Source organism: Comamonas granuli NBRC 101663 (assembly GCF_000739995.1).
Classification (GTDB): domain Bacteria; phylum Pseudomonadota; class Gammaproteobacteria; order Burkholderiales; family Burkholderiaceae_C; genus Simplicispira; species Simplicispira granuli.
Genome location: NZ_BBJX01000007.1, coordinates 90,477 through 114,351, shown reverse-complemented (window position 1 = coordinate 114,351; position 23,875 = coordinate 90,477). Strand labels below are relative to the sequence as shown.

The 23,875-nt window shown below is 71.5% G+C and carries 14 protein-coding genes; 5 read left to right on the top strand and 9 right to left on the bottom strand.

All coding sequences use genetic code 11. From position 1 onward, the window contains the following. Positions 1-88: 88 nt before the first annotated feature. Positions 89-1,300: a LysM peptidoglycan-binding domain-containing protein gene (locus tag CGR01S_RS09150; protein ID WP_052382535.1), complete on the top strand. Its 1,212-nt coding sequence runs from the start codon at positions 89-91 to the stop codon at positions 1,298-1,300. A gap of 48 nt (positions 1,301-1,348) precedes the next feature. After that, positions 1,349-2,503, top strand: coding sequence for a DNA-processing protein DprA (dprA, locus tag CGR01S_RS09145; protein WP_042425580.1), 1,155 nt, complete (start codon positions 1,349-1,351; stop codon positions 2,501-2,503). Positions 2,504-2,507: 4 nt separating this feature from the next. Here dprA and CGR01S_RS09140 read toward each other — a convergent pair whose 3' ends face one another. From CGR01S_RS09140 to CGR01S_RS09120, 5 genes are all read right to left on the bottom strand, one after another. Further along, on the bottom strand, positions 2,508-4,820 hold the full coding sequence (locus tag CGR01S_RS09140) for a DUF1631 family protein (RefSeq protein WP_042425578.1): 2,313 nt from the start codon (positions 4,818-4,820) through the stop codon (positions 2,508-2,510). 75 nt (positions 4,821-4,895) lie between these two features. Continuing rightward, entirely contained in the window at positions 4,896-5,846 is a 951-nt protein-coding gene (gene secF, locus CGR01S_RS09135; RefSeq protein WP_042425574.1) for a protein translocase subunit SecF, read from the bottom strand. 15 nt (positions 5,847-5,861) lie between these two features. Then, positions 5,862-7,760, bottom strand: a complete 1,899-nt coding sequence (gene secD / locus CGR01S_RS09130) for a protein translocase subunit SecD (RefSeq protein WP_042425571.1) — start codon at positions 7,758-7,760, stop codon at positions 5,862-5,864. A gap of 70 nt (positions 7,761-7,830) precedes the next feature. Then, positions 7,831-8,163 carry a preprotein translocase subunit YajC gene (gene yajC, locus CGR01S_RS09125; RefSeq protein WP_042425569.1) on the bottom strand — a complete coding sequence of 111 codons (333 nt, stop codon included), beginning with the start codon at positions 8,161-8,163 and terminating at the stop codon, positions 7,831-7,833. Positions 8,164-8,373: 210 nt separating this feature from the next. After that, the gene (locus CGR01S_RS09120) at positions 8,374-11,919 is read right to left on the bottom strand and encodes an indolepyruvate ferredoxin oxidoreductase family protein (protein WP_042425568.1); all 3,546 of its coding nucleotides are present in this window, start codon (positions 11,917-11,919) and stop codon (positions 8,374-8,376) included. Between the two features lie 180 nt (positions 11,920-12,099). Here CGR01S_RS09120 and CGR01S_RS09115 point away from each other — a divergent pair, with 180 nt between their 5' ends. Then, entirely contained in the window at positions 12,100-12,579 is a 480-nt protein-coding gene (locus CGR01S_RS09115; protein WP_042425567.1) for an Lrp/AsnC family transcriptional regulator, read from the top strand. 29 nt (positions 12,580-12,608) lie between these two features. On the opposite strand, the gene CGR01S_RS09110 is transcribed toward CGR01S_RS09115, so the two are convergent. Further along, positions 12,609-14,657 carry a DUF3482 domain-containing protein gene (locus tag CGR01S_RS09110; protein WP_245616777.1) on the bottom strand — a complete coding sequence of 683 codons (2,049 nt, stop codon included), beginning with the start codon at positions 14,655-14,657 and terminating at the stop codon, positions 12,609-12,611. Positions 14,658-14,724: 67 nt separating this feature from the next. Then, positions 14,725-15,933 carry a murein transglycosylase A gene (gene mltA / locus CGR01S_RS09105; RefSeq protein WP_084690618.1) on the bottom strand — a complete coding sequence of 403 codons (1,209 nt, stop codon included), beginning with the start codon at positions 15,931-15,933 and terminating at the stop codon, positions 14,725-14,727. Here mltA and CGR01S_RS16845 point away from each other — a divergent pair. After that, a complete protein-coding gene (locus CGR01S_RS16845) occupies positions 15,866-16,006 on the top strand; it encodes a hypothetical protein (RefSeq protein ID WP_169742455.1) in 141 nt (46 codons plus the stop codon). The genes mltA and CGR01S_RS16845 overlap by 68 nt on opposite strands. A 10-nt stretch (positions 16,007-16,016) precedes the next feature. Here the strand turns inward: CGR01S_RS16845 and CGR01S_RS09100 are convergent, their stop codons facing one another. Next, a complete protein-coding gene (locus tag CGR01S_RS09100) occupies positions 16,017-16,832 on the bottom strand; it encodes a carbon-nitrogen hydrolase family protein (RefSeq protein ID WP_042425562.1) in 816 nt (271 codons plus the stop codon). Then, on the bottom strand, positions 16,832-20,965 hold the full coding sequence (locus CGR01S_RS09095) for a YhdP family protein (protein WP_042425559.1): 4,134 nt from the start codon (positions 20,963-20,965) through the stop codon (positions 16,832-16,834). The genes CGR01S_RS09100 and CGR01S_RS09095 overlap by 1 nt, the downstream gene beginning before the upstream one ends. A 95-nt stretch (positions 20,966-21,060) precedes the next feature. Here CGR01S_RS09095 and glnE point away from each other — a divergent pair, with 95 nt between their 5' ends. After that, positions 21,061-23,823, top strand: coding sequence for a bifunctional [glutamate--ammonia ligase]-adenylyl-L-tyrosine phosphorylase/[glutamate--ammonia-ligase] adenylyltransferase (gene glnE / locus CGR01S_RS09090; RefSeq protein ID WP_042425557.1), 2,763 nt, complete (start codon positions 21,061-21,063; stop codon positions 23,821-23,823). The last annotated feature ends 52 nt before the right edge of the window (positions 23,824-23,875 follow it).

Here is a 23,875-nt window from a genome sequence, read left to right as displayed (position 1 = left end):
ATTGATGACGTATTTCTGCCGGGAGGCTGCTTTGCCGCACGCCCTTGGCGCCAGTGAGGGGCGTTTGAACATGCACATCCACAACGACATGGGAGCCATTGCAACAATGCCACGCGCCGTCCTGGGCGCGCTCGGCATTGCCTGTGCCCTGCTCGCCAGCCCGGCGGCCATGGCGCAGTCCCGGCCAGTCACCCCGGCGCAGCGCGCCACGGCCGAGCAGGTGGCCCAGCAGGGCGTGCCCCTGGCGGAACTCGCCCCGAACGCCCCCGATGTGTACGTGGTCAAGCGCGGAGACACGCTCTGGGGCATCTCGGGCGTGTTCCTGCAGCGCCCCTGGCGCTGGCCCGAGCTGTGGGGCATGAACCTGCCCGCCATCGCCAACCCGCACCTGATCTTCCCGGGCCAGACCCTGTACCTGGAGAAGAAAGACGGCCGCGCCCGCCTGAGCACCGGCCCGGCTGCCGCCAGCGGCGAGCCCGAGACCGTGCGCGTCTCGCCCCGCACCCGTGCCGACAGCGTGTCCTCCATGGCGCTGCCCACGCTCAGGATGCACCTCATCGAACCCTTCCTGGCCGAGCCCCTGGTGGTCGATGCGCAGACGCTGGAGCAGGCTCCGCGCGTGGTCGGCACCATGGAAGACCGCGTGATCATGGGCCCCGGCGACCGCATCTACGCACGCGGCGACGCCGCCAACCCCCTGCGCGCCGAACCTGGCGAGCCGCGCCAGTACCGCGTGTTCCGCGATGCCGTGGCCCTGAAGGACCCGGCCTCGGGCGACATCCTGGGCTATGAGGCGCAGTACCTGGGCAAGGCCGATCTGGTGCGCGGCGAGAGCTTCGAGGAAAGCGCCAATGGCAAAGGCGGCTACGTATCCGACTACGTGCCGGCCTCGCTGGACCTGGTGTCCAGCAAGGAGGAAATCCGTGCCGGCGACCGGCTGCTGCCCGCGCCGGCGCGCACGTTCGTGAATTTCGTGCCCCACGCGCCCGAGATGAACGTCGATGCCCGGGTGGTCTCCATCTACGGCAGCTTCGGCATGTCCAACGCGGCGCAGAACAACGTCGTGGCCATCAACCAGGGCAGCGAGGACGGCATGCGCGCCGGCCATGTGCTGAGCCTGCTGACCAAGGGCAGCCGCATCAAGGACAAAACCGACAAGAACCGGCCCGTGATCAAGCTGCCCAGCGAGAGCAACGGTCTGGCCATGGTGTTCCGCACGTTCGACCGCGTCTCCTACGCCCTCATCCTGGAGGCGCGCCTGCCCGTGAGCGTGGGCGACCGCCTGGTCAATCCCGAGTGAGGCCCGCAGGGAAAGTGCCTGCAAGCAGCCGCCGCAGCCCGTGCACCCATGGAGCGCGATGAACTGGCCGGCTGGCTGCGCCTGACGCTGACCCCCGGCGTGGGCCCGCAGACGGCCCAGCGCCTGCTGGCGGCCTACGGCCTGCCGCAGCACATCTTCACCCAGACGCACAGTGCCTTGCGGGCGCATGCCACGCCCGCCCAGGCGGCCGCACTGTGCACGGTGCCCGAGACCCTGGACACCTTGCTGCAGACCACGCTGGCCTGGCTCGCACCGGGCAGTGCCGGCGAACCCTGCCACGACATCCTCACGCTGGGCGATCCCCGCTACCCGGCGGCCCTGCTGCATATCCCCGACCCGCCGCTGCTGCTGTACCTGCTCGGGCCCGCGCACTTGGTCCAGGGCCCGGTCCCGGCGCACTGCCTGGCCATGGTCGGCAGCCGCAACCCGACGCCGCAGGGACGCGAGACCGCCCGCCAGTTCGCCAGCCACCTGCGCACGGCGGGCTGGACCATCGTCTCCGGCCTGGCGCTGGGCATAGACGCCGCGGCCCACGAAGGCGCGCTGGAAGCCGCGGCCGACCCCGGCACCTGCGCCACCCTGGCCGTGGTGGGCACCGGGCTGGACCGCGTCTACCCCCGGCGCCACCTGGAGCTGGCGCACCGCATCGCGCGCCAGGGGCTGGTGCTGAGCGAATACGCTCTGGGCACGCCGCCGCTGGCCGGCAATTTCCCGCGGCGCAACCGCATCATCTCGGGCCTGGCGCAAGGCACGCTGGTGGTCGAGGCGGCCCCCGCCTCGGGCTCGCTCATCACGGCGCGCCTGGCGGGCGAACAAGGGCGCGAGGTCTTCGCCATCCCGGGCTCCATCCACTCCGTCCAGTCGCGCGGCTGCCATGCCCTGATCCGCCAGGGCGCCAAGCTGGTGGAGACGGCGCAGGACATCCTCGAAGAGCTCGCGCCGCCGGCCACCGCCCCGCGGCAGCCGCCGCCTCCCGATGCCGCACCGCCCCAAGCGTCGCTGGCAGGCGCGCATGCCGCGCTGCTTGCCGCCCTGGGCTACGACCCCGTGGGCCTGGACACGCTGCAGGCGCGGACCGGCCTGGACACCCCCACGCTGCAGGTGCAATTGCTGGAGCTGGAAATGGAAGGCCTGGTGATGCGCCTGCCGGGCGGCCTGTTCCAGCGCATGGCGCGCGCGTGAATCCCTAGCCCAACAGGCGTTCGGGATTGGCCTGCAGCTTGGCCAGGGCATCGCGCGTCGCACGCAGGGTCAGCCCCTCTTCCTCGCGGGCCACGAGCAGCCCGGCCTGCAGGTACGCCGCCAGCCGGCGCAACTGGATCAGGTAGCACGTGCCGTCGGACGCGGCGAACAGGTGCAGTTGCTTGCGCTCGCTGTGCCAGCAGTACTGCACCTGCGTGCTGGCGCCGTTGTGGTCCAGCGTGAACCAGTGGCCCTTTTGCAACTCCAGCGCCCAGGCCACCATGGACTCGTCCACCGGCGCGCCGTTGTCGGCGATCACGTGGATGGCCGAGGCGTCGATGCCGGTCATCATCTCGATGTTCTCGGCGTCCAGCGGCAGATCGCCCATCTCGGCGTCGCCGATGAAGTCCTCCAGGTGGGCCAGGCGCTTGGCCAGCGCCTGGATGTGCTCCACGGGGATGGCCGCGGTCTTGGAGAGAAAGGCTTCGGCGAGCGTGTCCGTCAGCGCCTTGATCTGCGCGTCCTGCGCCTGGCCGACCATGCCCATGAGCGTCAGCCCCTGGCGCAGGCGCTGCAGCAGGCCGGGCAGGCTCTGGATGACCTGCGCGCGCTCGGCGCGGTTGGGCTTGGCGCTGGCCGCCCACACCAGGTCGGCTGCCGTGCGCTTGTAGGACACGGTATCAGGGTGCTGCGGGCCATCGCGCACGGCAGACATGGCCAGCACCTCGGCCCAGTTCTTGAACAGGAAATCGCGGATCTCGTCGCGCACCGGCATGTCCTTGAGCAGGGTGCGCAGCTCGATGGTGTACTGGATGGTCAGCGTTTCCTTTTGCTCGACCTGCTGGGCCACGCTCACCAGCCGGGCCGTGGACTGCTTGGCCGTGAGGAACTTGGCGAGAAAGGCCTCGAACTCGTCGTGCACGAGCTGGAACACGCGCCGCCCCGTCTCGGGGTATTGCTCGATGACCTGCACGATGCGCTTGACCTCTGCCTCCAGGGCGCTGCCGGACAGCGCGGTGGAATCGAAGCCCAGCGCCACCGCGCCCATGCGGTCGATCAGCTTGCGCGCGGGATGGTCCATATTGCTGAAGAACTCGGGCTCGGCCAGCGCGACGCGCAGCACCGGCACCTGCAGGCGGGCAAACCACACGCGCACCGCGGGGGGGATGCGGTCCTCGGACAGGATGCTCTGGAACATCAGGGCCACGACTTCGATGATGGCCTTCTCGCCCTCGGTGTCCGCCTTCTTCTTGAGTTCCGTGGAGCGGTCGCGCACCACGTCGGCGAGCTTGACGACCGCCGCCGGGCTGTAGTCTTCGATGAGCGCGCCCACGGTGCTGTGGTAGCTCTCGGCCTGCACGCGGTGGGCCGCCAGCGCCTGCGCCAGGGCCGCCGAGGCGGGTGGGGCGTGCACCATGTCAAAACCCGTGGCCGGCTGGGTGAGCAGGCGCTTGAGCTGCACCATCACCCCTTGCGCACGCTGGCGCGCCCGCAGCAGCGGCGTGACGCCCCCATACCCGGACGGCACCGGACGGTGCGCCGCCGCACCCCAGGGGCCGGGCGCCAGGCGGCTGCCCGGGGGTGCTGGATGGGCCATGCCTGCCGGGGGGTGGGGGGTCGGGGCCGCGCCCGCCGCCAGGGGCGCGGCGCCGGATCCGCCCGCAGGGCGGCTGATGCGCACGCGCAATTCCTTCTGCGCCGCCACGCCCTGGGCCTGCAGGAAGTCATTGCAGGCCTGGTAGGCCTTGAGCAGCACCGCAGCCAGTTCGCGCTGCAGCGGATCGACCACCGTCTGCAGGTCTGTGCGGGCCATGCCCGCCTCGACCCACTGCTCGACCAGGCGCAAGGCCACGGCCTCCGGGCGCAGGATGTCGTCCTTGGGCAGCTCCTGCCCTTCCAGGAACTGCATGCGCAGGCGCAGGGCCTCGAAATCGGTGCTGACCTGCTCCATCACCGTCAGGGCCATGCGCGAGGCGATGATCCGGTTTTCGACGACGTCGTCATCGACCAGCTCGAAGCTGAACTCGGGAGCGGCCGTCGGGTCTGCGTGCGCGGTCGCGGTGGGTGCCAGGGCCTCGCGCCAGGCCGCGGCCACGGCGCGCATCCACTTGCCGCTGCCCTGCTGGAAGGCATGCCAGGCGTCGCGCCGGCTCTGCATCTCGCTCTGCGTGCCGGTCTGCGACATCAGGTGGTTGAAGAACTCCAACAGCACCTTGTCGATGTCCACCTGGCCGCGGCACACAGCGTCCACGAAACGCTCGCGCGTCTGCTGCGCGAGGCGGCGCTGGGCCAGGCTGGGAGGAGAATGGGATTGCATCCCCGGATATTAGTATGGGAGCGCCCGCCCGTGTAGGCCGGCGCGCTCCCTACAGGCCGGGGAGCAACAAAAAACTTACACCACGGCGCCCGCGTTGGGATCGTTGGGGTCGCCTTCCTTGCGCTGGCTCTTGACCAGGTCTTCGCGCTTGACGCCCAGCCACATGGCGATGGCCGCGGCCACGAACACCGAGGAGTAGATGCCGAACAGGATGCCAATGGTCAGCGCCAGCGCGAAATAGTGCAGGCTGGGGCCGCCGAAGAAGAACATGGACAGCACCATGGCCTCGGTGGAGGCGTGGGTGATGATGGTGCGGCTCATCGTCGAGGTGATGGCGTGGTCGATCACCTCGCGCGTGCTGAGCTTGCGGAATTTGCGGAAGGCCTCGCGGATCCGGTCGAAGATCACGACCGACTCGTTCACCGAATAACCGAGCACGGCCAGCACCCCGGCCAGCACGGAGAGCGAGAACTCCCACTGGAAGAAGGCGAAGAAGCCCAGGATGATGACCACGTCGTGCAGGTTGGCGATGATGGCCGCGACGCCGAACTTCCACTCGAAGCGGAACGCCAGGTAGATCACGATGCCCAGCACCACCATGCCCAGGGCCATGAGGCCGCCGTGCACCAGCTCGTCGCCCACCTGCGGGCCGACGAACTCCGTGCGCCGCAGGGTGACCTCGGCGTCCTGGCCTTTCAGTGCGGCGAGCACCTGCTCGCTCTGCTGCGCCGAGGTGACGCCCTTTTGCACCGGCAGGCGGATCATCACGTCGCGCGAGGTGCCGAAGTTCTGCACGATCACGTCCTGGTAGCCCAGGCGGGAGACGGTCTCGCGCACCTTGCCGATGTCCGCCGTCTGGGTGTAGGCCACCTCCATGACGGTGCCGCCCGTGAATTCCACCGACAGGTGCAGGCCGCGCGTGAGGAGGAAGAACACGGCCAGCGCGAAGGTGATGAAGGAGATCGCGTTGAGCACCAACGCGTACTTCATGAACGGGATGTCTTTTTTGATGCGGAAAAATTCCATGATTTTTCCTCCTCTTTATTGATCGCCGCGCGCGGCCACCGAACGCAGTTGCGAGTCGTCCTCGGGCTTCCACACCTGGCCGATGGCCACGCTCTTGAGCTTCTTGCGCCGGCCGTACCAGAGGTTGACCAGGCCGCGCGAGAAGAACACCGCCGAGAACATGCTGGTGAGGATGCCGATGCAGTGCACCACGGCAAAGCCGCGCACCGGGCCCGTGCCGAAGGCCAGCAGCGCCAGGCCGGCGATCAGGGTGGTGACGTTGGAGTCCAGGATGGTGGCCCAGGCACGCTCGTAGCCCGCGGCGATGGCCGCCTGCGGCGAGGCCCCCGCGCGCAGCTCCTCGCGGATGCGCTCGTTGATCAGCACGTTGGAGTCGATGGCCACGCCCAGCGCCAGCGCCATGGCGGCGATGCCGGGCAGCGTCAGCGTGGCCTGCAGCATGGACAGGATGGCGATGAGCAGCAGCACGTTCACGCCCAGCGCGACCGTGGAGAACACGCCGAACAGCATGTAGTACACGCACATGAAGGCCGCGATGGCCACCATGCCCCAGACCACGCTGTGGATGCCGCGCTCGATGTTGTCCGCGCCCAGGCTGGGGCCGATGGTGTATTCCTCGATGATCTCCATGGGCGCAGCGAGCGAACCCGCACGCAGCAGCAGGGCCGTGTCGTTGGCCTCCACGGTGGTCATGCGGCCGGAGATCTGCACGCGCCCGCCGCCGATCTCGGAGCGGATCACGGGCGCCGTGACGACCTCGCCCTTGCCCTTCTCGAACAGGATGATGGCCATGCGCTTGTTGATGTTCTCGCGTGTGACGTCCTTGAAGATGCGCGCGCCCTTGGCGTCGAGCGTGAGATTGACGGTGGGCTCCTGCGTCTGGCCGTCAAAGCCGGGCTGGGCGTCGGTGAGGTTCTCGCCCGTGAGCACGACCTGCTTCTTCACGATCACGGCCTGGCCGTTGCGGTCGAGGTATTTCTCGTCGCCGAAGGGCACGGGGCCCTGGCCGGTCTCGGCGGCGCGCGCCTCGGTGCTTTCATCGACCAGGCGCACCTCCAGCGTGGCCGTGCGGCCCAGGATGTCCTTGGCCTTGGCCGTGTCCTGCACGCCGGGCAGTTGCACGACGATGCGGTCCAGCCCCTGCTGTTGGATCACGGGCTCGGCCACGCCCAGCTCGTTGATGCGGTTGTGCAGCGTGGTGATGTTCTGCTTGAGCGCCTGCTCCTGCACCTTGCGCACGGCCTCGGGCTTGATGCTGGCGCGCAGCTTGAATTCGCTGCCCTCGGGCGTGGCCACGACCTGCAGTTCGGCAAACTGGTCGGCCAGCAGGTTGCTGGTGGCCTGGCGCGTGGCTTCGTCGCGCACCTTGATGTCGATGGCCTGGCCGTCGCGCGCGATGCCGCTGTGGCGGATGTTCTTGTCGCGCAGCGCGGTGCGGATGTCGCCGGCCAGCGACTCGGCGCGCTTGGTGAGCGCGGCCTGCATGTCCACCTGCAGCATGAAGTGCACGCCGCCGCGCAGGTCCAGGCCCAGGTACATGGGCTGGGCGTGCAGGGCCGTGAGCCAGGCGGGCGAGCGCGACACCAGGTTGAGCGCCACGATGTAGGTCGGGTCGGCGGCATCGGGGATGAGCGCCTTCTGGATCGCGTCCTTGGCCTTGAGCTGGTTGTCGGGCGTGTCAAAGCGCGCGCGCACCGAACTGCCCTCCAGGCTCACGTAGTCGGGCACGAGACCGGCGCCGCGCAGCGCCTCCTCGACGCGCTGCAGCACCACGGAGTCGACCTTGACGGTGGCCTTGGCCGAGGAAACCTGCACTGCAGGCGCCTCGCCAAAGAAGTTGGGCAGGGTGTAGAGCACCCCGATGAGCAGCGCGACCACCAGGATCGCGTACTTCCAGACCGGATAACGGTTCATGATCGCGCTTTACCTCACGGACAAAGGCGGCAGCGCCGCCGCAGGGCCCCGCGCGGGGGCCGCAGAAGAATTACTTGATGGTGCCCTTGGGCAGCACCTGCACGACGGCCGAGCGCTGGAACTGCACCTCGACGCCCGTGGCGACTTCCACGCTCAGGTACTGCTCGCCCAGGCGCGTGACCTTGCCCAGCATGCCGCCGGCAATGACGACCTCGTCGCCCTTGGCCAGGGCGTCGATCATGGCGCGGTGCTCCTTTTGGCGCTTCATCTGGGGACGGATCATGATGAAGTACAGCACCACGAACATGAGGACCAGCGGCAGCATGCTGGTCAGCGTGGTGGCCAGGTCGCCGCCACCGGCAGCGGCAGGTGCGGTCTGGGCAAAAGCAGAGGAAATGAACACGGGAAGACTCCACAGGGGATGGAAGAAAGAGGGACGACCGCCCCGACGCATCTGCTCGGGCGGTAAACGAGCGATTGTATGTCGCACCCCAAAGCCCCCGCGCAGCCGGGTGCACGGCGCCGCCCGGGGTCTGGTTTTGCAGGCAAAAAATGCCGCAAAACCTTACCCGTTAAGCGCAAATAGCTATTAATTCAATAGCATACCCACAGCTCAGGCCTGGCTGCGCCAGGCGGCCATGAGGCCCTGCCAGCGCGTGCGCGCGGCCTGCAGGTGGCGCTCCTTCACGTGGCCATAGCCGCGGATCTCTTCGGGGATGCTGGCAATCTGCACCGCCAGGGCCAGGCGCTCGGGCGCCAGGCCGGCCAGCAGCTCCTCGATGCAGGCGCGGTATTCCTGGATCAGGGCACGCTCCATGCGCCGCTCCCCGGTCTTGCCGAAGACATCCAGCGCCGTGCCGCGCAGGCCCTTCATGCGCGCCAGCCAGCCGAAGGCGCTGCGCACCCAGGGTCCGTAGGCCTTCTTGACGAGCTCGCCACGCTCGTTCTTGCGCGCCGTCAGGGGCGGTGCGAGGTGGTGCACGATCTTGTAGTCGCCTTCGAACATGGCGGCGATCTTGTCGGTGAAGGCCTTGTCGGTGTGCAGGCGGGCGACCTCGTACTCGTCCTTGTAGGCCATGAGCTTGAACAGGTAACGCGCCACGGCCTCGGCCAGGCGCGCGCCCGCGCCCAGCGGGGCCTCGGCGGCCTGCACCTTGTCCACCAACGCGCGGTACTGCGCGGCATAGGCGGCGTCCTGGTAGCCGGTGAGGAACTCCACACGCTGCGCGACCAGCTCGGCCAGGCTGGGCTTCTTCACGATCTGGATGACCTGCGCCGCCTGGTACAGGGCCTGCACCGCGGCCAGGTCGTGCGCGCAGCGGCGGCCCCATTCAAACGCGGCCTGGTTGTTCTGCACCTGCACGCCGTTGAGCTCCATGGCGCGCATGAGCGCGGCATGCGACAGCGGCACGCGGCCCTTCTGCCAGGCGTAGCCCAGCAGCAGCGGGTTGGTGTAGATGCTGTCGCCCAGCAATTGCACGGCCACCTGCTCGGCGTCGAAATGGCCGAGCAGCTCCGCGCCCACGGTCTGCGCGATCACGCTTTCGCAGGAGCTGCCGGGGAACTGCCAGTCGGGGTTGTGCACGAAGCTGGCCGTGGGCGTGGCGTGGCTGTTGAGCGCCACGAAGGTGCGCCCTGGCTGCATCACGGCCAGCGTGGCCTTGTTCGCGGCAACGATGGCGTCGCAGCCGATCACCAGGTCGGCCTTGGCGGTATCGACCTTGGTGGTGTAGATGGCGCCGGGCCGCTGGGCGATCTGGATGTGGCTCCAGGTCGCCCCGCCCTTTTGCGCCAGGCCGCCCGCGTCCTGCGTGACCACGCCCTTGCCGTCGAGGTGCGCGGCCATGCCCAAGAGCGAGCCGATGGTGATGACGCCCGTGCCGCCTACGCCGCCGACCACGATGCCCCAGGCCTGCTCGGCCAGCGGCAGCACCGGCTCGGGGATGGGAGGCAGGCTGGAGAGGTCGCCCTTGGTTTCCTTCTTGGGCTTCTTGAGCTGGCCGCCTTCGATGGTGACGAAGCTCGGGCAGAAGCCGTTGACGCAGGAGTAGTCCTTGTTGCAGGTGCTCTGGTTGATGCGGCGCTTGCGGCCGAACGGCGTCTCCACGGGCTCGACGCTCAGGCAGTTGGACTTGACCGAGCAGTCGCCGCAGCCCTCGCACACCAGTTCGTTGATGAGCACCGTCTTGGCAGGCGTGGCGAGCTTGCCGCGCTTCCTGCGGCGGCGCTTCTCGGTGGCGCAGGTCTGGTCATAGATCAGCGCCGTGCAGCCCGGGATCTCGCGCAGCTCGCGCTGGATGCGGTCGAGCTCGTCGCGGTGGTGCACCGTCACGCCCTCGGCCAGCGGCGCGCCCTCGTACTTCTGCGGCTCGTCGGTCACGATGACCAGCTTGGCCACGCCCTCGGCCTTCAGGCTGTTCATGATCTGCAGCACCGAGTGGCCCTCGGGGCGCTCGCCCACCTGCTGGCCGCCGGTCATGGCCACGGCGTCGTTGTAGAGGATCTTGTAGGTGATGTTCACGCCCGCGGCGATGCTCTGGCGGATCGCCAGCAGGCCGCTGTGGAAGTAGGTGCCGTCGCCCAGGTTGGCGAACACATGCTTGTCCTGGGTGAACGGGAACTGCCCCACCCAGGACACGCCTTCGCCGCCCATCTGCGTGAAGGTGGAGGTGCTGCGGTCCATCCACACCGTCATGTAGTGGCAGCCGATGCCGGCCACGGCGCGCGAGCCCTCGGGCACGCGCGTGCTGGTGTTGTGCGGGCAGCCGCTGCAGAACCAGGGCGTGCGCTCGCCGGTGTCGGCCTTTTGCTCCTGCAGCGCGCGCTCGCGCGCCTCGATGGTGGCCAGGCGCGCCTGCATGCGCGCCACGATGTCCTGGGGCACGCCGCGCTTGGTCAGGCGCTTGGCGATGGCCTGGGCGATGAGGGCCGGGGTCAGGTCGGCCTTGGGGCGCAGCAGCCAGTTCTGGCTCGGGTTGGGCATGCCCCATTCGCCGCCGGAGTGGTCGCCCTCGACCTCGTCGAACTTGCCCAGCACGTCGGGGCGCACGTCGGCGCGCCAGTTGTAGAGCTGCTCCTTGAGCTGGTATTCGATGACCTGGCGCTTTTCCTCGACCACCAGGATTTCCTGCAGGCCCTGGGCGAAGTCGCGCGTGATGGTGGCCTCCAGCGGCCACACCACATTGACCTTGTGCACGCGGATACCGAGCTGGCGGCAGGTGTCGTCGTCCAGGCCCAGGTCCACGAGCGCCTGGCGCGTGTCGTTGTAGGCCTTGCCGCTGGCGATGATGCCGAAGCGGTCATGAGGCCCCTCGATGACGTTGTAGTTGAGCTTGTTGGCGCGCACATAGGCCAGGGCGGCGTACCACTTGTAGTCCATGAGGCGCGCCTCCTGGGCCAGGGGCGCGTCGGGCCAGCGGATGTGCAGGCCGCCCTCGGGCATGGCGAAGTCCTCGGGCAGGAGGATCTGCACGCGGTCCGGGTCCACCGACACGCTGGCCGAGGACTCCACCACCTCCTGGATGGTCTTCATGCCCGCCCACACGCCCGAGAAACGGCTCATGGCCAGGGCGTGCAGGCCCATGTCCAGGATCTCCTGCACGCTGCTGGGGAAGAACACCGGCGTGCCGCAGGCCTTGAAGATGTGGTCGCTCTGGTGCGCAGCCGTGCTGCTCTTGCTGATGTGGTCGTCGCCGGCGATGGCGATCACGCCGCCATGGCGCGCCGTGCCCGCCATGTTGGCGTGCTTGAACACGTCGGCGCAGCGGTCCACGCCCGGGCCCTTGCCGTACCAGATGCCGAAGACACCGTCGTACTTCTTCCTGTCGGGGTACAGGTCGAGCTGCTGCGTGCCCCACACGGCCGTGGCCGCGAGTTCCTCGTTCACACCGGGCTGGAAGACGATGTGGTTCTCGGCCAGGTGCTTCTTGGCCGCCCACAGCGACTGGTCGTAGGTGCCCAGGGGCGAGCCGCGGTAGCCGCTGATGAAGCCCGCCGTGTTCAGGCCCGCCGCCAGGTCGCGCTGGCGCTGCAGCATGGGCAGGCGCACCAGGGCCTGCACGCCGCTCATGAAGGCGCGGCCCCGGTCCAGGGTGTATTTGTCCTCCAGCGTGACGGCTTCAAGCGCCTGGCGGATGTGTTCGGGCAGCGGGGCGTTCATGGCCTTGTCTCCTTATGGTGGTGCATGCAGGCCGCACACGGCGGCGCGCGCCTAGCATGCCAGGCACGCTAGCGCATGCAGCGTGTTCTGGAGTGTATGCCCTTGCTGCTGACAGGTGTTTGCTTTTGATGCCGTATTTAGGCTATCTTGAGAAAGCTTCTTTCTCGAAAACCGCCATAAATGAATAATTTGGATAAATTCGACCTGGCCATCCTGGGCGAGCTGCAGGCCGATGCGCGCCTGACCAATGCCGAGCTGGCCCAGCGCGTGGGCCTCTCGGCCGCGCCCTGCTGGCGCCGCGTGCGCGCGCTGGAGGAGGCCGGCTTCATCAAGGGCTACCGCGCCGAGATCGACCGGCGCAAGATCGGCCTGGGCGTGCTGGCCTTCGTGCGCCTGGACGCCGACCGCAACACCGGCGGCCTCACGCAGGCCATGGAGGAGGCCATACGGCGCATCCCCGAGGTGGTCTCGTGCCACTACATCAGCGGCACGGGCACCTTCGAGCTGCAGGTGGTGGCGCGCGACCTGGACAGCTTCTCGCAGTTCGCGCGCGAAGTGCTGCTGCACCTGCCCAATGTGAAGGACATGCACACCAGCTTCTCGCTGGGCGAGGTCAAGGCCAGCGGCGCATTGCCGCTGGCGCATCTGCTGCCGTCCTGAGTGCTGCTGTTTTTATAGCTGGTGGCGCTTCATCCATGGGCCTCAGCGGCATTTTCGGCTTCATTTTCCACCGGCCCGGCCGCGCCCGCGACACTGCGCTGCACCATGCCGCGCAGCATGCTCTCGAGCACGGGCAGCAGCGCGTCCTGCGCGCCGGGGGGCTGCTGCAGGGCTGCCGCCAGGGCTGCGCCGTGTGCGGCCACCGTGGCCGTCACCTCGGCGCGCCAGCGCCGGGCCAGGGGGGCGGCGTCGGCCGGCAGCACGCGCGCCTCGTGGGCGATCACGAGGTAGTGCGTGCAGGCCTGCTCGGCGCACTGCCAGAGCTGCTCCTGGGCGGCGTCCTTCTGCTGCGCGCTGCGCACCATCCAGGCCGTGGCGCCGCCCAGCAGCGCGCCCAGGGCCGTGCCCGCCCCCAGCGTCAGGCCGCCCGTGCCCAGGTCGATGAGCGCCCCCACCTTGGCCCCGGCCGCCGCGCCCGCCGCCGCCCCGGCCGAGGTGCCCACGGCCAGGGCCACGCCGCCAGCCGGGCGCGCGGGCCGCGGGGCGCCTGCGCCCTCGCCTGCGGCCCCACCCTCTGCAGGCGGCGTGCGCCCGTGCAGCGCGCGCAGCTCGGCATCGAGCGCCTGCAGGGCGCGCGCGCCGGCGGCGCCGCCATCGTCCTGCGGCGCCGCCGCGCAGGCGCGCAGGCAGCGCGCCAGGGCCTGCAGCGCCTGGGCAAAGCAGGCCTCGTTCTGCGCCACGCGCGCCTGGCGCAGGCGCTGCAGCGCCGGCCCGTGCTGCGGCCACAGCGCCGCCAGGCGCTCGAAGAGCCGCTCCTCCAGCATCCAGCTCGCGCCCCAGGCTGCCCAGGGGCAGGCGAGCCGGGGCGCCGCCTGCCATGCGGCGGGCACGGGGTCGGCATGCGCCGCGTCGCACACCAGCACGGCATCCACCGGGGTGCTGGCGGCCGCATCGGGCAGGGCCCAGCGCAGCCGGTCGCCCAGCGCGCTGTGCAGGCCGCCGCCCGCAGCCGGGCCGCCGCCCAGGGCGCGGACCTGCGCGGCGCCCACGCCCAGCAGGCCCAGCACCCAATCGACCGGCAGCGCCTGGTGCAAGGCCTCGAAGCTGCCGTCCCCCAGGTCCAGCGTGCAGCGGCGTGCGCTGCGCGCCGCGCGCCACAGCGCCCAGGCGGCCAGCAGCAGGCGCGGCAGCACCACGGCCAGCAGTAACAGGCCCACGTACATGCCCACCCAGCGGCTCCCAGCCACGCCCTGGCCGGCAAAGTCCTGCGTGGCGGCGATGTCCTGCACGCTGAACGGCGCCAGGCCCAGCAGGACGGTGAGGGGCGCGAACAGCACGGAGACGATGGCGTGCACCTGCGCGGCGTCGAGGAAGGTGCTCTCCCAGCCGAAGCGGTAGCTCACGACCAGGCCGCGCAGCAGCAGCGACAGGGCGATGCCCGCCGCCCAGGCGGCCGCGCACAGGTGCAGCACCGCGGCCGCGCGCCGCGCCAGCAGCGCCGCGGTGCGCGCCAGCCACAGCGCCTCGAACTCCGCGGCGATGCGCGCGGACAGGCCGCGGCGCGTGCCGCGCCCGGCCGGGGCGCGCCAGCGCCGCAGGACGGCGGGCAGCGCCTGCAGCAGCGCCGGCGGGCCGCCCGGGCGCCGCAGCGCCTGCCACAGCAGCAGGGCGTAGACGGCCAGGTTCCAGGCCAGCACGGCCAGCAGCGGGGGCGAGAGCAGGTCCACGCGGTGCGCGTTGGCGATGCGGTCGAGCACCAGGCCGGCCAGCAGGGCGGCCGCGGGCAGGGCCCAGGCCAGGGCGCGCCCGCGCGGCAGGCGCAGGGCGGCCACGGTGGCGTCGCGCGCGCTGGCGCGCTCGACGATGCGCTCGGCACGCGCGCACACCACGTCGCCCAGGCCCACGGCCTGCACGCCGCGCGCACGCGCCGCGGCCAGGGCCTGCTGCGTGGCTTCGTCCCACTCCACGGTGCTGACCAGGGTGTGCGCCGTATCGGCGCGCTCCAGGGCCTGGGCCAGCGTCACGCTGCGCAAGGCCTGCTCCGTCAGGTGCAGGTCGGCATCCGGGGGAAGCGTCACGCCACGGTGCTCCTATGGTTGTAGCTGCCAGCGCTTTCCCAGCAAGGGCTGGAGGCCTTTTTGACTCTTATTTCGGCCACAGGGCCCACAGGCGCAGGCCCTGCTTGAGGCGCCCGGCGAGCTCACCCGCCTCGGCCCCCCAGCCCGTGAAGTAGTCGGCGCGCACCGCGCCGACGATGGCGCTGCCCGTGTCCTGCGCCAGCACCAGGCGCGCGAGCTGCGTCTGCGGCCCGCTGGAGGCCAGCCACACGGGCGTGCCGTAGGGGATGCTGCCCTTGTCCACGGCGATGGAGCGCCCCGGCGTGAGCGCCACACCCTGCGCGCCGCGCGGGCCGAAGCCGGCGTCCAGCGCATCGAGCGGCTCCTCGCGGAAGAACACGTAGCGCGGGTTGCTCCACAGCAGCTCGTTCACGCGCTGCGGGTTGGCCGCCAGCCAGGCCTTGATGCCGGGCCAGGTGGCATCGCGCGTGGCGCCCTGGTCGAGCAGCCAGCGGCCCACGCTCTGGTAGGGCTGGTCGTTGCTGCCCGCGTAGGCCAGGCGCACCAGGCGCTGGCTGCCGTCGGGTTCGGTGATGCGCAGCCGCCCCGAACCCTGGATGTGCAGCACCAGCGCATCGACCGGGTCGCGCACCCAGGCGATGGCGCGCCCGGCGAGCTGGGCCTGCGCCTCGGGCAGGGTGTCGATCTGCTGGCGCGTGTACCAGGGCTTGCGCTCCATGGGGGGCAGGCGGTACAGGGGCACGGCATAGCCGCCGCCGGGCTGGCGCGCGGCCTCCAGCAGAGGTTCGTAGTAGCCCGTGAGCAGGCCCTCGGCGCTGCCGTCCAGCGCCTCGATGCGGTAGGGCTGCAGGCGCGCGGCCATCCAGGCACGCTGCTCCTCGCCGCTGGCGATGCTGAGCTGGCGCACCTCGGCGCACAGCGCGGCGAACGCGGGGGCCGGGCGCTCGCAACTGCGCAGCCAGGCGTTCCAGGCCTCGTGCAGGGCGTCGTCGGTAAAGCCCGGCAGTTCGCCCCAGCGCACAGGCACCCAGCGGCTCTTGGCCTGCAGGCGCACGCCGGGCAGGGGGCCGGCATCGCCCGGCCCGGGCGCGGGGCTGGTGGCGCGCGGCGCCGCCCCGGGCGCCGGTGGCGGCGCGGGCGGCGTGGAGCAGGCGCCCAGCATTCCTACAATCAGCGCCCATGTGGCAAGGCGAAGGGACTTCCAGTTCATGTGGCTGATTTTGCTCGAAGCGCTGGCAGCGCTGTTCATTCTGGTGCTGATCGTCTGGTGGACCATGTTCAGCGGGCGCCAGCGCGGCGAACTGCCGCCCGGCGAGGCGGACCCCGGCGACGATCCGGGCGGCCGCTGAGCCGCGCGCCTCACAGCACGCGGTGCGCGAGCGCGGGCAGTTGCGTGCGCACCTGCTGCAGGCGCTGGGCGTCCAGCGTGCCCACCACCAGGCCCGGCCCCTCGGCCTGCAGGGCCAGCACCTCGCCCCAGGGGTCCACGAGCATGCTGCGGCCCCAGGTGCGCCGCCCGGTCTCGTGCCGGCCGCCCTGCGCCGGGGCGAGCACGTAGGCCTGGTTCTCGATGGCGCGGGCGCGCAGCAGCACCTCCCAATGCGCCTGCCCCGTGGTGTGCGTGAAGGCACTAGGCACGAGCAGCAGGTCGGCACCGGCGCGCGCATGCGCGCGGAACAGCTCGGGAAAGCGCAGGTCGTAGCACACGCTCAGACCCACGCACCAGGACGCGCCGGCGCGGCTGGACAACCGGAACTGCACGGGCGCGCCGCCGGCCTCGATCACGCGGCCCTCGTCGTACTGCTCGCTGCCCTGCTCGAAGCGGAACAGGTGGATCTTGTCGTAGCGCGCCACGCAGGCGCCGTCCGGGGCGTAGACCAGGGTGGTATTGCGCACCTTGCCGGGCGCGCCGCAGGCCAGGGGCAGCGTGCCGCCCACGATCCACAGCCCCAGTTCGCGCGCGCTCTGCGCGAGAAAGTCCTGCATGGGCCCGGCGCCCTCCTCCTCGCGCAGCGCAAGCTTGTCGCTGTCGCGCGCGCCCACGGCGCCGAAGTACTCGGGCAGCACGGCCAGTTCCACGCCCTGGGCGGCCGCCTGCTCGAGCAGGGCGCGGGCGCTGGCCCGGTTGTCGCTCCAGCGCGGGCTGGAGACCATTTGCAAGGCGGCAATCTTCATCAGCGTGCTCCTGGGGGGTTGTCTTGCGCGGCCGGTTCGGAGGCGGGCTGCGCCGGGGCCGCCGCGCGCGCGCGCCGCGGCAGGCGTGTGACCCGCGGGTCGCTCCAGGTGCCGTCGATCTGGAACTCCTGCGTCGCCGCTTCGATCAGCGGGCCGCGCAGGGCCATCTGGGCGAGAAAGCTGCCCAGCCCCACCACGGGGTTGATGGCCGTGGCCACGAGCGAGGCGGTCAGGGCGTTGATCTCGGGCACCACGACCACGTGCAGGTCTTGCGTCTCGTGCTCGATGTCGGCGCGCCCCTCCATGAGCACGGCCGCGTTGACGCCCTTCATCTGCAGGTTGTTGGTGGCGGCCACGCCTTGCTCGATGCGCACGTCGCCGCGCACGAAGTCGAAGCTGAAGCCCTCGCTGAACACGTCGCGGAAGTCCAGCGTGAGGCGCCGCGGCAGCGCCTGCAGGCTCAGCACGCCCAGCAGCTTGGCCAGACCCGGGTCGGCCTTGAGGAACTGGCCGGACTCGATGTTCAGGTGCGTCTGCCCGGTCATGCTGGCGTAGTCGGGGCTGATGGGCGCGCCGCGCCAGGCGACCAGCCCTTCCATGCGGCCCTTGCCGCGGCGCAGCGCCCCGGGCAGGCCCAGGCGGGTGAGCAACTGGCCCGCGTCCTCGATGTCGAGCCGGTAATTGAGCACGGTGCGCCGCGTGCTGCCCGCCCCGGCGCTCGCCCCGGCGCTCGCCGCGGCCTGCAGCGCCGCCCAGTTGCCGCTGGCGACGAACTGGGCCTCGGGCATGAGCAGGTTGAGCTTGCCCAGGCGCCACTCGCGCTGGCCGCCGTCGAGCGCGCGGTTCTGCGCCTCGATCTCCAGCCGTCCCAGCTTGCGCCCGCGCAGCTCGAAGTCGTCCACCGCAATGTCCAGCGCCGGCAGGCTGGCGGGCTGGGCGTCCAGCAGGGCCTCGACCTGGGAGGCCGCGCTCTGCGGCATGTTCAGGCGCGCCAGGCGGGCAAACAGGCGCCCGCTGCCCGCCTCCTGGGGCGCGGCCTGCTGGTACTGCACATAGCCGCTGAGTTCGCGCGCATCGACGTTGGCGCGCCACAGCAGCCCCTGGCGCGCGCCGCCCACCACCACGTCGTGCAGCGTGCGCCCCTGGACGCTCAGGGCGCGCGCGCGCACGGCCAGGGTGTCGGGCAGGTAGTCCTGCAGCGCGAGCGCGGTGTCCGCCGCGCCCGGTGCCTTGCCTGGGGCGAGCAGCGCCTGCCAGGCGTCCACGTCCACCTCGCCCAGTTGCACGTGGGCGGCGACGCCGCGCTCGGGCTGGGGCGCGCCGTCCTGCGCGCCCAGGCCCAGGGCGATGGAGCCCTGCAGCACGCGCGGCGCCGGGCCCGCCAGGTCGCGCACGTACACCGCCTCGCCCACGCCCTCGATGCGCGCGAGCAGCCGGTCCTGCAGCGGCGGCAGCGGCGCGCCCGGCGCCGCGGGCGCGGCGGCCGCGCGCGTGAGCTGGTTTTCGTAGCGCACCGGCAGAGCCGTCTCGGCCGTCTTGCCCAGGGGCGCAGGCAGCGCCAGGGCCAGCCCCTGCAGGCTGGTGGAGACCTGCAGCTCGGGCACCCCGCGGCGCAGCCCGAAAACCACGGCATAGGGCGCCGCGCCCGTGGCCTGCTGCGCAAGCTGCGCCAGCAGGCCCAGCTCGCGCGCCTGGCGCAGCCCCTCGGCCGTGGCCGTGCCCTGGGCGCGCAATTGCAGCAGCGGCGCCCCGGCGGGCGCGGGGCGCATGCCGCCTTCGATGCGCACCTCGCCCCCGAGCGCGCGTGCCTGGACGCCGGAGAGCGTGAAGCCGCTCTCGCTGAACTGCACGCTGCCGCGCGCGCGCGCCAGCAGCGGCGTGTCGGGCGTGATGCGCACCTCGTTGCCGGCCAGGGCCAGGGCGCCCTGCACGCGCGACTTGGCCAGGTCGGCGATGGGCAGCTCCAGGCGCAGGCGCAGGTCGGCCGCGCCGCTGCCCTGGGCACCGTCCAGCGCATGGCCCACCATGGCCGCCAGGGGCGAGCCCTTCATCAGCGCCAGCAGCTCGGGCAGGGGGCCGCGCGCGTCGGCGCTCACGCCCACCACGGTGTGCGCCAGGTCGGGGATCTCCGCCTGCACCTTGCTCGCCTGCAGCCCCGCGCGGCCCTGAAAGCCCCCGCTGGCGTCGCGCACGCGCATGGACGAGCGCTCGAACACCAGCTCGCCCCCCAGTTGCACCAGCACCGGCCAGGGCGGTTCGCCCGCGGGCTGCAGGCGCGGCGGCACGAAGGCATAGGTCACGTCGCGCACCTTGGCGGCGATGCGGAATTCCCCCTTGCGCGGGTCGTCGAAAGGCATGTCGTGCAGGTCGCCGCGCACGCGGAACTGCACGTCGCTGGCCTTCCCGGCGAGCACGGCATCGCGCACGTAGTGGCGCGCGTCCTGCGGAATGGACAGGGGCAGGTAGCGGTGCACGCGCGTGCCGTCGGCGCGCGCGAGCGTGCCGCTCAAGTCCAGCACGCCGGGAAAGCGCGCGCCGCTGGACGAGCGCGCCGGGTCGCTGGTCTGCCAGCTCGCACGCGCCACGCCCTGCGCATCGGCATTGGCAAAGCGCGCATCGCTGACCTGCACGGCGATGCGCTCGCCCTCGATCTGCCACTGCACGCCGGCGCTGAACTGGTCCAGCGGCAGCACCGGGTCCTCGAACACGCCGGGCAGCACCAGGGCACCCTCGGCCATGGTCACGGTGGCGCTGCCGCCCTGGTGCGTGAGGTCGAAGTCCACGCCCGCGCCGCGCAGGCCGATGGCCGCCTCGGCCGGCGCTGCGCCCGCGTTGCTGCTGGCGCGCGGCCGCCCGGCCAGCGACAGGCCCGACACCCGGCCCCGGGCCTGGTAGCCAGTGGGCTGCGTCAGCGGGCCCTGCCAGCGCGCCTCGATGGTCTCGACCAGCCCCTGGGGCACGTAGGTGCGCAGCGCCTGGCGCACTTCGGGGGTGATGGGCAGGCGGTCGGCGATGCGCGCCAGCGCCGCCAGGTCGAGCCGGTCGGCCTGGAAGTCGCCGCGCGCCGCCGCGCCCCGGCGCGCCTGCACATGGCGCAGGCGCACATTGCCCCCCGGCCAGCGCAGGCCGTCGTCGGTGGTGAACTGCAGGTTCTGCGTGGAAAACTCCAGGCTGTCCGCCCCGCGGCGCCCGCCCAGGCGCCCCTGCAGCAGGGGCAGGACCAGGGGCTGCAGGCCCTCGGCCAGGGTCACGTCCACGTCGGCCAGGGCGAGGTCGGCCGTGCCGCCCACCCACTGGCCGCGCTCCACATCGATCCAGGCGCGCAACTCGCCGCGCCCCTGCGCCAGGTGCACGCCAAGGTCGGCATGGTGGCGCAGGCGCGTGACATCGACCTGCGGGAAATGCGCGTGGATCTGCCCGCTCCACTGCTGCCAGTGCCCGCGGTGCACGCTCAGCAAGGGCTGGCGAAACTGCCCGGCGAGGGTAAAGCGCGTGCCCCAGGCCGGCGGCGGGGTGGCGTCTATGCGCAGGCTGTGGCGCCAGTTGCGGTTGCGCACCACGATGTCCACCGCCTGCAGCGCCAGCGGTGCGGCGCCGCGCAGCTCGTCGGTCCAGCGCACCAGGCCGCCGCGCACCACCAGCTCGGGCTGGGCGAACAGCCAGTCGGTGGCGGCACTCTCGTCGCCCGAAGACGCGGGCAGCTCCAGGCCCGCCAGCAGGATGCGCCCCTCGCGGGTGCGCCGCACGTCGAGCTCCGGGCTCTCGATGTAGAGCTGCTCGAAACCGAAGTTCCACAGCGAACGCGGCGAGACGGCCAGCACCACGCGGGGCAGGCGCAGCGCCTCGCGCCCCTGGGCGTCGAGCAGGGCCACGCCGCCGAGCTCCACGGTGGGGATCAGGCCCTCGGTGCGCGCGGCGACGGTGCCCAGGCGCACGGGAATCCCCAGCGCCCGCGTGGCCTGTTGCTCCAGCTGCGCACGGTAGTCGCCGATGCGCGGCACAATCCAGCCATGCAGCACCCCCCAGGCCAGCGCCAGCACCACGTATGCCGCCAGCAGCAGGCCCAGCAGCCACCGGGCCAGCACCGCCGTGCAGCGGAGCAGGCGCGTCGGGTGGGCGTCGGGTTCGGTCATGGCGTGCACGGGCTGAGGCCGGAATTATCGCCCGCAGCCAACGCGCCGCCGCACCTGCGGGCCTGCTGATCCACGCCGCGCCGGCCCCGCACCGCATGAGCACTCCATCCACCGCCCCCTCCAGCGCCCCCGCCGTGCTGCACTCGCGCTTCTACCAGCGCCTGCAGCGCCGCCATGGCGAGGAAATGTCCCTGCTGCCGCCCGGCGCGCCCACGCCGGCGGCCATGCAGCGCACGCTCGACGCCCTGCTGCAGCGCGGCCACCCGCTGGCCGCGGCGCTGCGCATCCTGCGCCAGCTCGTCCTGGCCCGGCTCATGGAGGCCGACTGCGCCGCCCAGGCGCCGCTGCACGAGGTCACGCGCGCCATGACCGCACTGGCCGAACTGGCCCTGGACCACGCCTGCCGCGCGGCGCGCGCCGAACTCGATGCGCGCCACGGCGCCCCCTGCGGCAGCGCGGGCGAGCCGGTGGCGCTGTGGATCATCGGCATGGGCAAGCTCGGCGCGCGCGAGCTCAACGTCTCCAGCGACATCGACCTGATCTACGTCTACGAAGAGGACGGCGAGACCTGCGGCACCGCCGATGGGCGCGGCCGCATCTCCCACCACGAGTACTTTGCCCGCGCCGTGCGCCTGATCCACGCCCTGGTGGGCGAGGCCACGGAGCACGGCACGGTGTTTCGCATCGACCTGGCGCTGCGGCCCAACGGCAGCGCCGGGCCCACCGCTCTCTCGCTGCCCGCCCTGGAGGAATACCTGCAGGTCCAGGGCCGCGAATGGGAGCGCTTTGCCTGGCTCAAGAGCCGCGTGGTCGCACCGCGCGCCGCCATCGGCAGCGACGGGGTGCAGGCGCTGCGCGCGGTGGTGCTGCCCTTCGTGTTCCGCCGCTACCTCGACTACAACGTGTTCGAGGCGCTGCGCGGCCTGCACCGCCAGATCCGCGAGCACGCCCTGCGGCGCAGCGCCGGCCACCCCGAGCGCGCCAACGACGTCAAGCTCTCGCGCGGCGGCATCCGCGAGATCGAGTTCACCGTACAGCTTCTGCAGGTGGTGCGCGGCGGGCAATTCCCCGAACTGCGCTGCCGCCCCACGCTCGAAGCGCTCGAGCGCCTGGCCAAGGCCGGCCTCATGCCGCCCGAGACCGCCGCGGCCCTGGGCGAGGCCTATACCTTTCTGCGCCGCGTGGAGCACCGCATCCAGTACCTGGACGACCAGCAGACGCACATCCTGCCCACGCGCGACGACGACCTGGCCTGGATCGCCCGCACCCTGGGCTTTGCCGACAGCCCCGCCTTTCTGCACGAGCTCGACCGCCACCGCGAACTGGTGGCGCAGGAATTCGACACCCTGCTGGGCCACCAGGAGCCCCGCAAATGCACCAGTTGCCAGCCGGGCCCCGGGGGCGCCACGCCGGACCTGGACGCCCTGGTCGAGCAACTGCCCGCGCAACTGGCCGCGCGCGTGGCCGAGTGGCGCACCCACCCGCGCGTAACCGCGCTGCGCGAGCAGGCGCGCACGCGCCTGCTGCGCCTGGTGCAGCGCACCGCACAGTGGCTGCGCGAAGGGCGCGTGGACGAAGCCGCGGCCCTGCGCCTGATCGACTGGCTCGAACCGCTGCTGCGCCGCGAAAGCTACCTCGCCCTGCTGCTGGAGCGCCCGGCCGTGCACGAGCAGCTGCTGCACCTGCTGGGCGCAGCGCGCTGGCCGGCGCGCTACCTGCTGCAGCACCCCGGCGTGATCGACGAGCTGGCGGGCAGCCCGCTGCTGTCCGAGCGCTTCTCCCCCGCCGACTTCGAGCGCGACCTGCAACTGCGCCTGGCCGCGCTGCGCTCCACGCAGGAGGACGACGACGAGGCCTTGCTCGACCTGCTGCGCCGCGCCCACCACGCCGAGACCTTCCGCACCCTGGCGCGCGACGTGGAGGGCCGCATCACCGTGGAGCAGGTGGCCGACGACCTCTCGCTGCTGGCCGACAGCGTGCTGCGCATCACCGCCCAGTGGTGCTGGAGCCGCCTGAAGAATCGCCACCGCGAGACGCCACAGTTCGGCATCATCGGCTACGGCAAGCTCGGCGGCAAGGAGCTGGGCTACGGCAGCGACCTGGACATCGTGTTCGTCTTCGACGACGACGACGAGCGCGCCCCCGAGATCTACGCCGCCTTCGTGCGCAAGCTCATCAACTGGCTCACCGTCAAGACGGGCGAGGGCGACCTGTTCGAGATCGACACCCAGCTGCGCCCCAACGGCAACTCCGGCCTGCTGGTCACCAGCTTCGAGGCCTATGCCAACTACCAGCAGCAGCGCGGCAGCAACACCGCCTGGACCTGGGAGCACCAGGCCATGACGCGCGCGCGCTTCGTGCTCGGCAGCGAGGACCTGCCCGGCGCCGACGGCGCTGCCCCGGCCTCCCGCCTGCGCGCGCGCTTCGACGCCGTGCGCCAGGCCGTGATCACGGCCAAGCGCGACCCGGCAGCGCTGCGCCAGGAGATCCAGGCCATGCGCGAGCGCGTGCGCTCGGCGCACCCGGCTCCGGCCGGGCAGTTCGACATCAAGCACAGCCCCGGCGGCATGGTCGATGCCGAGTTCGCCGTGCAGTTCCTGGTGCTCTCGCAGTCGGCGGCCCACCCCGAACTGGTGGACAACGTGGGCAACATCGCCCTGCTGCAGCGCGCCGAGGCCGCGGGCCTGCTGCCGCCCGGCGTGGGGCAGGCCGCCGCCTCGGCCTACCGCGAGCTGCGCCGCGTGCAGCACCGCGCCCGGCTCGACGAGGCCCCCACCCAGGTGCCCCTGTCCGAGCTGCAGGAGGAGCGCGCCGCCGTGCAGGCCCTGTGGCGATCCGTCTTTGGCCCGGCGCAATGAGCACGCGCACCGGCCGTTTATGAAATTTTTCTTAACTCAAACAACTGTTTGA

Bases quoted from the DNA above. Each gene is read 5' to 3' on its own strand.
- CGR01S_RS09150 (WP_052382535.1), top strand. From the start codon at position 89: ATGGGAGCCATTGCAACAATGCCACGCGCCGTCCTGGGCGCGCTCGGC.
- dprA (WP_042425580.1), top strand. From the start codon at position 1,349: ATGGAGCGCGATGAACTGGCCGGCTGGCTGCGCCTGACGCTGACCCCC.
- CGR01S_RS09140 (WP_042425578.1), bottom strand. From the start codon at position 4,820: ATGCAATCCCATTCTCCTCCCAGCCTGGCCCAGCGCCGCCTCGCGCAG.
- secF (WP_042425574.1), bottom strand. From the start codon at position 5,846: ATGGAATTTTTCCGCATCAAAAAAGACATCCCGTTCATGAAGTACGCG.
- secD (WP_042425571.1), bottom strand. From the start codon at position 7,760: ATGAACCGTTATCCGGTCTGGAAGTACGCGATCCTGGTGGTCGCGCTG.
- CGR01S_RS09120 (WP_042425568.1), bottom strand. From the start codon at position 11,919: ATGAACGCCCCGCTGCCCGAACACATCCGCCAGGCGCTTGAAGCCGTC.
- CGR01S_RS09115 (WP_042425567.1), top strand. From the start codon at position 12,100: ATGAATAATTTGGATAAATTCGACCTGGCCATCCTGGGCGAGCTGCAG.
- CGR01S_RS16845 (WP_169742455.1), top strand. From the start codon at position 15,866: ATGTGGCTGATTTTGCTCGAAGCGCTGGCAGCGCTGTTCATTCTGGTG.
- mltA (WP_084690618.1), bottom strand. From the start codon at position 15,933: ATGGTCCACCAGACGATCAGCACCAGAATGAACAGCGCTGCCAGCGCT.
- CGR01S_RS09100 (WP_042425562.1), bottom strand. From the start codon at position 16,832: ATGAAGATTGCCGCCTTGCAAATGGTCTCCAGCCCGCGCTGGAGCGAC.
- CGR01S_RS09095 (WP_042425559.1), bottom strand. From the start codon at position 20,965: ATGACCGAACCCGACGCCCACCCGACGCGCCTGCTCCGCTGCACGGCG.
- glnE (WP_042425557.1), top strand. From the start codon at position 21,061: ATGAGCACTCCATCCACCGCCCCCTCCAGCGCCCCCGCCGTGCTGCAC.